Source organism: Aquificaceae bacterium, assembly GCA_037481935.1.
GTDB lineage: Bacteria > Aquificota > Aquificia > Aquificales > Aquificaceae > Pampinifervens.
This window is the reverse complement of sequence record JBBFKQ010000003.1, coordinates 114881-127360: the sequence shown is the minus strand read 5'-3', so window position 1 is coordinate 127360 and position 12480 is coordinate 114881. Positions and strand designations below refer to the sequence as shown.

Annotated in this window: 11 protein-coding genes, 1 tRNA gene and 1 pseudogene; 9 read left to right on the top strand and 4 right to left on the bottom strand. The window is 45.7% G+C overall.

The window, feature by feature from the left end; genetic code table 11:
* The first annotated feature begins 1 nt into the window (after position 1).
* From WHS43_03815 to WHS43_03805, 3 genes and pseudogenes are all read left to right on the top strand, one after another.
* A pseudogene (locus tag WHS43_03815) lies at positions 2-580 on the top strand (SDR family oxidoreductase).
* Between the two features lie 59 nt (positions 581-639).
* Positions 640-1542 carry an MASE3 domain-containing protein gene (locus WHS43_03810; protein ID MEJ5338761.1) on the top strand — a complete coding sequence of 301 codons (903 nt, stop codon included), beginning with the start codon at positions 640-642 and terminating at the stop codon, positions 1540-1542.
* Positions 1517-3517: a bifunctional diguanylate cyclase/phosphodiesterase gene (locus WHS43_03805; GenBank protein MEJ5338760.1), complete on the top strand. Its 2001-nt coding sequence runs from the start codon at positions 1517-1519 to the stop codon at positions 3515-3517. The genes WHS43_03810 and WHS43_03805 overlap by 26 nt, the downstream gene beginning before the upstream one ends.
* Here the strand turns inward: WHS43_03805 and WHS43_03800 are convergent.
* From WHS43_03800 to WHS43_03785, 4 genes are all read right to left on the bottom strand, one after another.
* Positions 3492-4130: a DUF1461 domain-containing protein gene (locus WHS43_03800; protein MEJ5338759.1), complete on the bottom strand. Its 639-nt coding sequence runs from the start codon at positions 4128-4130 to the stop codon at positions 3492-3494. The genes WHS43_03805 and WHS43_03800 overlap by 26 nt on opposite strands.
* Positions 4131-4145: 15 nt before the next feature.
* Positions 4146-5114 carry a cellulose biosynthesis cyclic di-GMP-binding regulatory protein BcsB gene (locus WHS43_03795; protein MEJ5338758.1) on the bottom strand — a complete coding sequence of 323 codons (969 nt, stop codon included), beginning with the start codon at positions 5112-5114 and terminating at the stop codon, positions 4146-4148.
* Between the two features lie 117 nt (positions 5115-5231).
* Positions 5232-5304: transfer RNA gene (locus tag WHS43_03790), tRNA-Pro, on the bottom strand.
* Positions 5305-6600: an amidohydrolase gene (locus WHS43_03785; GenBank protein ID MEJ5338757.1), complete on the bottom strand. Its 1296-nt coding sequence runs from the start codon at positions 6598-6600 to the stop codon at positions 5305-5307. It lies immediately after the preceding tRNA gene.
* On the opposite strand from WHS43_03785, the gene WHS43_03780 reads away from it, so the two are divergent.
* Genes WHS43_03780 through WHS43_03755 form a run of 6 tightly spaced genes read left to right on the top strand, consistent with a single transcriptional unit; the run spans position 6599 to position 12465 of the window.
* On the top strand, positions 6599-7327 hold the full coding sequence (locus tag WHS43_03780; protein ID MEJ5338756.1) for a C4-type zinc ribbon domain-containing protein: 729 nt from the start codon (positions 6599-6601) through the stop codon (positions 7325-7327). The two genes, WHS43_03785 and WHS43_03780, sit on opposite strands and share 2 nt — an antisense overlap.
* On the top strand, positions 7311-8420 hold the full coding sequence (rodA, locus tag WHS43_03775) for a rod shape-determining protein RodA (protein MEJ5338755.1): 1110 nt from the start codon (positions 7311-7313) through the stop codon (positions 8418-8420). The genes WHS43_03780 and rodA overlap by 17 nt, the downstream gene beginning before the upstream one ends.
* Positions 8413-9516, top strand: a complete 1104-nt coding sequence (gene hemW, locus WHS43_03770) for a radical SAM family heme chaperone HemW (protein MEJ5338754.1) — start codon at positions 8413-8415, stop codon at positions 9514-9516. The genes rodA and hemW overlap by 8 nt, the downstream gene beginning before the upstream one ends.
* A complete protein-coding gene (locus WHS43_03765; GenBank protein MEJ5338753.1) occupies positions 9513-10775 on the top strand; it encodes a M48 family metalloprotease in 1263 nt (420 codons plus the stop codon). The genes hemW and WHS43_03765 overlap by 4 nt, the downstream gene beginning before the upstream one ends.
* Positions 10776-10784: 9 nt before the next feature.
* Complete coding sequence (argJ, locus tag WHS43_03760) at positions 10785-11915, top strand: bifunctional glutamate N-acetyltransferase/amino-acid acetyltransferase ArgJ (protein ID MEJ5338752.1); 1131 nt, start codon at positions 10785-10787, stop codon at positions 11913-11915.
* Positions 11916-11946: 31 nt separating this feature from the next.
* Entirely contained in the window at positions 11947-12465 is a 519-nt protein-coding gene (locus tag WHS43_03755; protein ID MEJ5338751.1) for a TlpA disulfide reductase family protein, read from the top strand.
* Positions 12466-12480: the final 15 nt, after the last annotated feature.

The window sequence follows — 12480 nt, the reverse complement described above, 5'->3', positions numbered from 1 at the left end:
AAGGAGAGAAGAGGACCTTAGGAGGCTGAAGGAGGAGATTGGAAATCCTGACACCCTCTACATAAAAGCCTGCAATGTAGCAGACAGGGACTCCGCCAGGGAGTTTGTGCTTTTTTGCGTGGAGAAGATGGGCGGTGTGGACCTTCTTGTAAACAACGCAGGCGTGCTGGGCGAGAGGGTTCCTCTTCAGGACTATCCGGAGGATGTGTGGGAGGAGGTTATAAGGGTTAACATAAATGGCGTCTTTTACATAACAAAATACACCCTGCCATACATGATGGAGGACTCTTTTATTGTCAACATGTCCTCTGGAGCCGGCAAAAGACCAGCACCTTACTGGGGAGCCTATGCGGTATCCAAGTTTGGTGTGGAAGGTTTGAGCCTGCTTCTTGCTGAGGAGCTCAAAGATAGGGGCATAAAGGTCTATGCCCTGAATCCCGGCGCCACAAGAACCCAGATGAGGGCAAGGGCATACCCCCAGGAGGACCCAACAACTCTGAAGCCGCCAGAAAAGGTGGCAGATTTTCTTGTAAAATTGCTCAGGCATAAACCTCCGAGTGGTTCTTACGATTATGTATAATTGTCCCCATGGGCAAACATATAAGTATAGTTCTTATTCTCGGAGGGGTTTTTGTCTTCATGTTTTCCTATGTATACAGAGACCAGCTTGTCCTTGAAAGGACTGACTTTGCCTTCTGGATAGCAACTCTTAGAATAAGCTCTTTTGTGCTTCTTTTGTTCTTGATTATAACCCTCATCGCTCTAGGCAGACGATTCATATGTGAAAGGCTCTATATTCTCGGACTTTTTCTTATACCTTCCCTGATACCCGACCTTTTCCACATACTTTCTTTCGTTTTCTTTCCAGATTTTATAACAAAGAATACAAGAAATAAAGTTGCTTATTTGTTTCTCCTTTCAAGGACTTTAGTCCTTTTTGCATTTTATGCCTCCATATTCCATAAACACATATTTCAGCGCATTCCATTAAATTCATACAGATACTTGACTCTTTTTTCTGTTCTTGCTTCCTTTCTTATAGTATTGTTTCATCATAATTTACCACCGCTATACATTGAGGGCATAGGTCAACCGTGGTATAGAGATATGTATGATTTGGTAACAGTGGTTTTATATGCTTTTCTTGCCTTTTACACATTTAAAAATAGTATATTTGGGAAAGAAAACCGCCTGTATATGCTTACCGTCTTTGTGTTTTTGAGTCTTTCCTCTTTAAGTCTGGCTCTTTACAAGCATTTTTATGATTTTCTGATTGTTTTAGCCTCTGCCTATAGGCTTATCGCCTACGGGATTATCCTGTATGTGGTTCTTTATAAAAATATTAGGGAGGAGGCTGTAAAAATTATGGATGCATCTCGTAGACTCTTAACAGAAATGCCTAGGAAAAAGCCTGTGAAGGAAGACCATATTCTTCTTGTGCAGGTGGAAAAATCTCTTTCTTATTTAGTGACAGCTTTATTTCTTTATGACCTTAGAGAGAATAAGCTAGTAGCGATTGTTTGTAAAAATAAAGAAAAATAAAGAATGTAAAGCTCCTAACATTAACCTTTCTGAGGTAAAAAGGTTTGTCAGAGAACTTGGAGGGCAATACTTTGGCAGGGATTTTCACTACTACATATACGACGATTTTTTAATAATTAGTAAGCTTGAAGAGTATCCAGAGAGCCCTATAGGCAGATTGCATGTAATAAGTGTGGAGAGAATCATACTTGATCATCTTCTGAATTGGATAAACTTCGAGAGGATTATAGAGGAAAAAAGCAAGGAACTCCAGAGGCTATACCTTCTTTTAGAGACTTCCGAATACGCCACTCAGGCATACAACAACATAGACACCTTTTCAAAACAGGTTCTTGAAAGGCTTGATTACACGCTTAAAATGGATGGGAGCCTTTTCTACATGTGGAACAAAAACGCAGAGCTTCCTGAGAGAGTGGTATTTTCAGGCGGTTTTATACAGAACTTTCCCGAATTCAAACTGCATCAGCTTTTGGAAAAGATAATGGAAAGCCCTGAGATGTATGGAACCGGAAACAATTACCTTTACTGCAAGTTTGAAAGCAACTCATATCAGTCAGGGGTGGTCGGGCTCAGAAGGGAGAGGGGTTTTGACAGGGAAGAACTGCTCTTTTTGAAAACTGTCAGCAATCAGCTCTTCCATGTAGTCAAGCTCATGAAGGTAATAGAAGACCTGGAAAAGGCTCAGGCAAACATAAAATTCCTCACAGAGTATGACCCACTTACCATGCTATACAACAGAAAAAGCTTTGAAAAGCTCCTTAAAGATGAAATGGAAAGGTCTGACAGCTCTGGAGAGCCACTCTGCATGCTCTTAATAGATGTGGATAACTTCAAGGTGATAAACGATACCTATGGCTACCATGTGGGTGATATGGTGCTCAAGCATGTTGCGGAAATTCTCAGAAAAAGGATAAGAAGGCTTGATACGGCGGGCAGGCTGGGTGGGGATGAGTTTGGGGTTATACTTCCAAAATCAAACAAGACTGTAGTGGAATACATAGCTGATAGGCTCAGACAAGAAGTCTTAAACACACCTCTTATCGTAGGCGATATGGAGGTTCATGCAAGCTTAAGCGTAGGTATAGTTTGCTATCCGGTGGATGCAAAAAGCAGGGAGGAGATGCTTTCTCTGGGAGAGGCTCTTATGCATGCCATAAAGAGGGAGGGTAAGGGAAAGGTCAAAATGGTGGAGGAATCCGTAAGAGAGCTATACACAACCTTCAGAAGGGTTGAGAGGGAAATACTGGAGAGCTTTGAGAAAAGGTCAATAGAGGTTTTCATGCAGGATATCGTTAACCTCAGCACTGAGAGGGTGGAAGGCTTTGAAGCCCTCATGAGGCTCAGAATAAAAGATGAACTCCTGCCTGCAGGCAGGTTCATACACATAGCGGAAGAGATGGGTCTCGTTCAGAAGCTTGACCTTGTCATGGTGGAGGAGGTTTTCAGGCGTGTATCTTCCTATAACAACCATAAGGACGTGTTTATATTTCTGAACCTTTCACCTCAAGACCTGACAGGGGAGTTCATAGAGGATGTAATACGCAAAGCAGGCGTATACAATGTAAAAGCTCAGAACATTGTTTTTGAGATAACAGAAAGGGAGGCAATACAGGACATAGGAAAGCTCAGCAGTTTCATAAAGGGGATGAAGGAAGCCGGTTTTAAGTTTGCCATAGATGATTTTGGTTCTGGCTATGCCTCTTTTCTTTACCTAAAATACATGCCCGTGGACTTTCTCAAAATAGAAGGAGAGTTCATAAAGAGCATGAAAAAATCCCATGCGGACAGAACCTTTGTAAAAAGTATGGTAGACGTGGCAAGGGGCCTTGGCATAAGGACAATAGCCGAATACGTGGAGGATGCAGAGACTATTGACATACTTCTGGACCTCGGTGTGGACTACGCACAGGGCTACTACATAGGGAAGCCTGGACCCGCAGAGGAAAAACTCAGGAGCTTTTTCTCCATAGAATAAAGCCAGTAACCTGAAGAAGGATATTTAAGCAGAAAACTCCAAAGGCGGTGTAAAGAGTTGCCTTAAACCAGAAATCCATGGGATAGACTCTCAGAAGCATATCTTCATCCCTGAATCGCCAAGAGTAAGGGTCAAAGAAAAGGTTGTGAAAGGCCTCAAAAAGCCACTCATAACTTATGGCAGAGAGGATTATCACAAGGATGATAAAAGCCTCAAGGAGAAGGCTTCCAAAAAAGAGAACCTTTCCCATTTCCTTCTTGCTTCTTATGGCGAAAAATCCCACAAGCCAGAGGGGAAGCCCCAGGTAGAGAAAATTAAAGAAAAAGCTAAGAAGCCTTTTCACATCCTCCATATGTCTTATTTCTCTCTGGTTAAAAAGTCCGGAGCTTCTAAACTCCTCCATACCCTCATCAGAAAGCACTGAACGCAATCCCATCTTGGCTATGCTCAGCCTCAGCTCATAGGGCATGGGGTCTGGTGGAAGGTCAACCTTTCTGTAGAGAAACCCCACAAAGGCTTCTGTAAAGGCAAGGCGAACAAGGAGGAGCGTTATAAAGAGAGGAAAGAGGGCCACCAGCACAGCCCTCAGAAAAAAGCCTTTACCCAGAGCCATAGGCTAAAGTATAAACTACTTGTAGCCCCTTATGCTCGTTGGTCCTGCATGACAGGCTACGCAGGACTTTTCCGTTCCAACAACCTTCACAAGTCCAAAACTCTCTGCTATCTGTTGGTGTCTGGCATGTATGCTCTCTACGGGTTTGAACCTCCTTACCTGAGGCACATTTACGCCCTGATGGCACTGATAACAGGTAAACATGGCCTCCTTCCACAGGGCTACAGCCTTTTCCTTGTCCTTTGCCTCTAAGGCTTTCGGAAGCTCGTTGTAAAGTATGTTGTTCCTGTGCCGGACAACGGCCTTGAGGTCATCCCCCCACTGGGCTACCATGGGACCGGCAAGAGCCATGTTCTTTCCACAGGCGGAGAGTCCCATGGGGCTTCTAATCAGTCTGAGACCGGCATCAAACTCTCCCTTTTCAATGTAGCCTCTGAGTGCAACAAAGGAAAAGAATGTCCTGTATGCCCCTGCCTTGAAATTGAGCCTTACATCTGCAAGGTATCTTCCTGCCTGAAGCACCTGCTCCTTGTTGGCACCACCCACTACAAGAATGTTTTTCCCATCCTTCTGCAGGAGCTTTACGGTGGGTTTGTCAAAACTGAGCCCAAGCTCCTTCACTATATCGTTGTTTGTCCCAACCACGATGAGGTTTTGGTAGTTGAGAGCCTTCAGTCTCTGGTCACTCACGAGAAGCTCCGGCATCCTTGACTGCTTTACATCCTCAGCAGTGAAGCCTATGTCCTCAGTCCACTGACCAAGGTAGTAAGCTATCCTGCCCGCAAGGGCAACCACCTCAGGGTCTTCCTTTGAGCCATAGGCTACAAGGGTGTTGGGAATTGTGGCATCTTTTATCACCGCAGGCGTGCCAGTCCACACCTCCCCGTAGGTTACAAAGGGAAAGAGCCTGTCGGCAAACTGCGGGTCAATTACCGGCTGCGAGAATGCTACTCCCACTGTGCAAAGAATAAGAAGCCTCCTCATGCCGTTCCTCCTGTGATTTTTCAAAAAGATTTTATCCGCACGGACGAAGGACAACCATAAAAGTTTGTTATGTAGAAGCTAAGGCGTGTTTATTTAAGCATATAAGAATTTTTTAACTCGGGGTGAGGGGACTTGAACCCCTGACCTTCGGCTCCCGAAGCCGACGCTCTGCCACCTGAGCCACACCCCGTTATCTTAAAATTTTATCTTTAAGGAACTCCTGTATCTTCTCCTTCCATTTATTCGCGATGAATTTCACCTCTTCCTGGTCGATGGTCTTTAGCTCCCTATTCTCCATAAGCACCCTTCCTCTGCATATGACCGTGTCTATGTCCGAAGATTTGGCTGAATAAACAAGCTGCGCAACAGGGTCGTAGAGTGGTTGCAGGTGTGGTCTGTCTGTGTCAAGGAGTATCAGGTCTGCCTCATATCCCACTTCAACCCTTCCCGCCCTGATGCCAACGGCTCTGAAACCCTCTTCTGTGGCTATTTTGAAAGCCGTTCTTGCATCCATAGCCTTTGCATCAAGGTTTGCCCCCTTCTGAAGTTTTGCCATGGTGCTGAGCTCTTCCATCATGTCAAGGTTGTCGTTGGAGGCAGGTCCGTCAGTGCCCAGGCACACATGAATGCCCCTTTTCACATAGTCGCTTATGGGTGCTATGCCAGAGGCGAGTTTGAGGTTACTCTCTGGACAGTGCAGAACCTTTGCACCTTTCTCCTTTATCATTTCTCTCTCCTCTTCTGTTGTCCATACCACATGCGCCATGAGGGTCCTGTCTGTCAGAAGCCCAAGACTGTGAAGATGTTCCACTGGACGCCTGCCAAATTGCTGGAGGGATGCCTCCACCTCCTGCTGGGTTTCTGCGGTATGAGTGTGTATGTAAACACCCTCCTCAAGGGCAAGCTCAAGGGATTTTCTGAGGGTGTCCGGAGAGCAGGTATAGACTGCATGTGGGCAGATGGTAGGAAAAACCAGTTCTCTGCCCTTAAACTCCCTTACGAAATCTTTTGCCCTTCTTAGATACTCTTCTGGAGTTCTTGCCACCTTTGTAGGAAAGTCAAGGATACCAAAACCGAGCCCTGCCCTTATGCCTGCCCTCTGGGCAACCTCTGCCACACTCTCTTCAAAGAAATACATGTCCATAAATAGGGTTGTCCCTGAGCTTATGGCTTCCGCAATACCTATGAGGGCACCGTCTCTGACAAACTCTGGCGATACAAACTCGCCCTCAAGCACCCATATGACCCTCTGGAGCCAGTCCATAAGGGGCAGGTCTGCACCCAGCCCTCTGAGAAGGCTCATGGATATGTGAGTGTGCATGTTGGCAAAGGATGGAAAGAGAACCTTCCCCTCAGCCCTTATGGTGTGTCTTGCTTCCTCTTCCAGACCCTCTCCTATCTTTACTATCATTCCATCCTTTATGCCTACATCTGCCGGCTTGCCCCTTTCTGGTATCAGGGTGGACTTAATCAAAAGGTCAAGCATGGCTTATATTATATTCTCTGTGAAACCTGACAGGCTTCAAAGAATGCTTGAGCTTCAGAAGATTGAACTTGAAATGTTAAGAACAAGAACGGCCCTCAAAAAGCTTCAGACCCAGATAGAGGAGGTGACTAAAAGGATTGAGGAGCTTAGGAAAAAGAGGGAAGACACAAGGAGAAAAATGGAAGAGTTGAAAAGGGAAATAAAGAGGCACAGGGAAATGATTGAGGAGTGTAAAGATGGTGCAAAAAGGGCTGAGGAAAGGCTGAGCCTTGTCAGAAAAGCTGAGGAATATAAAGCACTTCTGAGGGAAAAAGCCAGACATGAGGATTGTGTCATAAAGCTGACAAACAGTCTTAAGGAGCTTGAAATTGAGCTGAAAAAACTTGAAGAAGGAGAGGAAGATAGAAGTCTGCTCAGGGAAATGCAAGAGCTTGAAGAGGAACTTACCGACCTTAGATACTCTCAGTCAAGACTTGCCAGCAGAATTGATGAGCTTGAAAAAAGGCTTCAGGAAATAAGGGAAAGCACAGATGTAGAAATAATTCAGGAATATGAAATGTTGAAGAAGAAGCACGGTCTGCCAGTAATACTTCCCGTTGATTCCTTTGGAGCCTGCACCAATTGCGGAACAAGGCTGCCCTCCGCTCTCTACTCAAGGCTTATAAAAGGAGATGTAGTGGTATGTCCAAGCTGTGGAAGGCTGGTTTACAATGAGGGGGAGACTTAAAAAAATCATAAAAGATTACGACCCTTACGTGATTTTATCCCTCTTTTTCATATGCCTTGTTGGGCTCGTGGGTATTTACAGCGCAACCTTCAAGGGTAGTCCATCACCTCTCTTTATAAAGCAGTCTCTTTACCTTGTTATGGGTTTGTTCATAATGTTTTTTCTCTCCAGACTGAACTTCAGAACTATCCTTGACATGGCACCAGCCATATACTTCCTCAATCTTCTTCTTCTGGTGCTTGTGCCCCTTGTGGGAAAGACAGTTTACGGAGCGAAGAGATGGATTGACCTGGGTCCAGTAAGTGTTCAACCTTCAGAGTTCATGAAGTTTTCCTTTCTGCTTTTTGCCCTCTACACTCTGGAACACACGAAGAAGTTCCTGAGCAGGGAAGGCTTCATACTTCTCATAGCCTTTCTGTTGCCGGCTGTTCTTACTCTAAAACAGCCCGACCTTGGCACCGCCGTGACTTACGGTCTTATACTTTTTCTTGTTCTCTTCCTTGGGGGAATAAGGCTCAAATATTTCATTCTTTCTGGCATTTCTCTTTTTCTCGTATCCCCCCTTCTCTGGCATTTTCTGAAGGACTACCAGAAAGCACGAATACTTGCAGTCCTTGACCCCTATGAGGACTACCATGGCAGTGGTTATCAGCTGATTCAATCGGTAATAGCCATTGGCTCGGGTGGTTTTCTGGGGAAAGGCTTTCTGCAGGGCACCCAGTCCCATCTTCTTTTCCTTCCGGAGAAACATACGGACTTTATATTCTCCGTTATAGCAGAGGAGTGGGGCTTTCTGGCTGGTTCTATTCTCCTGCTTGCGCCGTTTGTTCTCTTTTATAGGATTGTCCACTACGCTCTGGATGTGCCTCATCCTGCTGAGAGGCTATACCTCGGTGCCTTTGCCGGGCTATGGCTCTTTCAGACAGGCGTGAATCTCCTGATGACTATGGGATGGGCGCCTGTGGTTGGCATACCTCTGCCCTTTGTCAGCTATGGTGGTAGCAGTATACTCACCTTTTCTCTTCTTTTTGGTTGTGCTCTTTCCATAATCAGAGAGCACATGAACAGACCTATAAGGTTTGAGAATGGTTAAGGGTTTATACTTCCACATCCCCTTCTGCTCTTACAAGTGTCCCTATTGTGATTTTGTATCTGTGGTAGACCCGGTCCTTGACCCTTCAGAATACATGAACATGCTCCTTAAGGAACTTGAGCTATACAGAAATCTGCACATAAAACCCCAGACCCTTTACTTTGGAGGTGGAACGCCCTCTCTTATAAAGCCCGAACTTTACGAGTCCTTTTTTGAAAGGCTCTTCAAGTATGTAGATTCCTCTAACCTTGAAGAGGTCTCTATTGAATGCAACCCAGAAAACTACATCCTTGAGGACTACAGAAGGCTCAAAGACGCAGGCTTTAACAGGGTCAGCATCGGTGTGCAGAGCCTGAGAGAGGAAGGGCTTAGGGCTCTTGGCCGGCTCCATTCTGTTGAGACATCACTCAGGGCCGTTGAATTTGCCAGAGTGGCAGGCTTTGAAAACATAAACATAGACCTCATATACGGCTATCACGGACAGAGCCTCAAAGACCTTGAAAAGGAACTGAAAATCCTCAGAAGCCTGCCAATCAGCCATGTTTCCTTCTACCTTCTTACACCTTACGAGGACACACAGCTCGGAAGGCTGTATGAAAAGGGTCTTCTGGAGCTTCCAGAAGAAGATACTATAGGTGATATGTATGAACTCATATGTGAAAGCCTTGAAGGCTTTGGCTTTTTGCAGTATGAGGTTTCCAACTTCTCCCTGCCTGGCTACCAGTGCAGGCACAACATGCTTTACTGGAGCTATGAGGAGTTTCTCGGACTTGGTGTGTCCGCCTGGAGCTTTGTTGACAGGGTTAGGTTTGGAAACACGAAGAACCTCAGGCTATACGCCGAAAGGGTCAGCAATGGAGAAAAGCCCGTGGAATATGAAGAAAAACTTGAAGGTGATGAGCTTCTCTATGATTATCTGTTTGTTGCCCTGAGAACCTCAAAAGGTGTGGAAAAAAGCCTTCTATCAAGTATACCGCGGGAGCTTGAGGAGTTTTTTGAGGTTAACGAAGACAGGCTGAGGCTAAAAAGGAGGGGCTTCCTTCTCATAAACGAAGTTCTGTGGAGGCTCAGGCAGGCTATATTATTAAAAGCATGAGGCTTCTTTTTCTTTTGCTCCTTTCAGTCCTTGTTAGCTGTGCGGAAGTCAGTGCCAGAAGACCACTGCTTAACCTTCTTCCAGAAAGCAGGGAGATAGAAATAGGAAAGGCTTACATTCCATATGCCATAGAGGAGTTTGACGGTCTTTATCCGGACAGGGAGGTGCAGGAATATGTGAGAAATGTGGGGCTCAGCCTTGCAAGACATACAGAAAGAAGACTGCCCTATGAGTTTTATGTGGTGAATTCCTCAAAGATAAACGCCTTTGCCCTGCCTGGAGGACCTGTGGTAATAACAAGGGGGCTTCTTATGAAGCTCTCTTCTGAGAGCGAGCTTGCAAGCGTCCTGGGGCATGAACTGGGACACATCAACGCAAGACATCATGCAAGATTTCTTGAAAAGCAGTTTGGGCTGAGTCTTCTCCTTAACATAGGGGCGCTTCTCGTAGGGGACAAGCCCTATGGGCAGGCGTTGCTTCAATTCGGTCAGGTTGGCGCTGGACTTCTCAGTCTAAAGTTTAGCAGAGACCAGGAGAGGGAGGCAGACCAGTATGGCATACTCTACACCTACAGGGCGGGATACGACCCAATGGCAATAGTCAGGGTTTTTGAAATGTTTAAATCTATGGAAAGAGGGGGAAGACCACCTGAGTGGTTGTCTACTCATCCCCTTCCAGAGACAAGAATAAAGGAGGCAAACAGAGAAATAGAGAAGTTAAGACCCAGCGGTGCATTCATAACCGATACGGAGGATTTTCAGAGGTTAAAGGAAAGATTAAAGAAAACCCAGCATTCCTTTGAAGAGTTTGATAAGGGCAAGAAAGCTTTTGCTAGCAACAATCACAGGCTTGCTCTTGAGCACTTTCAGAGAGCACTTGAATTATACCCGGAAAACTATGTGGCAAGGGCTTATATGGCATATCTTCTTGCGGGAGAAGGAAAGCTTGAGGAGGCGGACAGAAACTCAAAAAGGGCTCTTCAGGCAATGCCCCATGTGTTCCTGACCAACTTTGTTCACGGTTATGTGAAGTTCCTGCGAAGAGAATATCAGGAATCTATCAGGCACCTTGAGAGAGCAAGACAGCTCATACCCGACCATGCAAGCACTCATTATTATCTGGGGAGAGATTATGAGGCGCTGGGGCAGTATTCCAGGGCTGTGGAACACTACAGAGCTGCCCTTGAACTCTCTCAGGGAAGGGCACCATGGGCAGAGGATGCAAGGGAAAGGCTCAGAAGGCTGGGAAGTATGTGGTAGAATTTTTACATGGATATTCTTATGGGAGTTGGAAGGGCAGGTTTAAAATCTGGAGGAAAGCCAGACCTTCTTGTTGTTCTCCTTCCGCAGACTTGCAGGGCTTCCTTTCTCTTTACAAGGAATCACTTCAAATCTGCGAGTGTCCTGTATTCTCAGAAGGTCTTTAACGGAAAAGTCAGGGCAATGGTGATAAACAGCGGAAACGCCAACTGCGGGGTTGGGAAAGATGGTCTTCTCCATGCAGAGCTTATGGCAAAAAGAGTTGCGGAAAGGCTTGAAATTCAGGAGGAAGAGGTTCTGGTCTTTTCCACAGGCGTAATAGGCAAGCCAATGCCAATAGGAGACGTTCTTAATGCAATAGATTCAGCCTGTTCGCTTCTTGAGCCTCTTGACCTCAAAAGAGCAAGCGAGGTTATATCCACAACAGACAGCTTTCCCAAGTATGACTTTGTAAAAAAGGGCAAGCTGGAAGCCTTTGGCTTTGCAAAGGGTGCTGGCATGATACACCCCAGCATGGGGACAATGCTTGCCTATGTGTTTACCAACGCAGACCTAGATGAAAATGTTATTGAGAGGTTACACAGAGACATAAACGAGAGAACCTTTAACTCTATTAGCGTGGATGGATGCATGAGCACCAACGACAGCTTTGGTTTAATTAGCCTTGGGCTTTTGAAGGAAGACCTGCAGGCAGTCAGCGATGCCATAGAGGAGGTTTCTCTCAGCCTTGCCAGAAAGATAGTGCAGGATGGGGAGGGTGCCACGAGGGTTATAAAGGTCCATGTGAAGAACACCTCCATACAGCTCAAGGCAAGGCTAATAGCCCAGGCCATTGCCACATCAAACCTTGTCAAGACAGCCATATTTGGAAGAGACCCCAACTGGGGAAGAATAGTGGCTGCTGCAGGCTCCACGCCCTTTCCAATAGACCAGTTTAGACTAAAAGTTTACATGGGAACCCATCTCCTCTACGATGGAAAAGTCCATCCCAGAGCTCTGGAAGGGGCAAAAAGGTATCTTGAAGAATCTCAGGAGGTGGAGATAACCCTTGACCTGATGGAAGGAAAGGAAAGCTGGACCTACTACAGCTCAGACCTAACATACGATTACATAAAGATAAACGCCGAATACACCACTTGAAAAGTAAAAGCACCATGGTAAATTAATAGACATGACGAAGTATGTTCCCTACATACTTGCGGGCATACTCTTTTTTATGGTTCTTTTCTTCGGACTCAAGCATAGAGAGGAAGAGCTTCTTCAGAATTCTTACAGACCGCCTGTGGAACAGTCTCTGCCAGACTTTACCTTTAAAACAACTGATGGCAAAGAACTAAAACTCTCCCAGCTTCGTGGAAAGGCAGTTCTTCTTAACTTCTGGGCTACCTGGTGCCCACCCTGTAAGGAAGAGATGCCAATCTTTGAGAGGGAATACAGGAGGTGCAGGGATAGAGGCTTTGAGGTGCTTGCGGTAAACATGGACAGCTCAGAAGGAGCTCTGGAAAAGTTTTTGAGGGAGAACAGATACTCTTTCACCATAGTAAGGCCATCGGAAGAGCTTGAAAAGGAGTTAAAGCTTATGGGATTTCCTACCTCCTACCTGCTTGACAGGAACGGTAAAATCTATCGTATAAGGCTTGGTGTCTACAGGGAGCTGGAAAAGGACCTGAAAGAGCTTCTTGGATGTTAACTGTGGTATAATGCT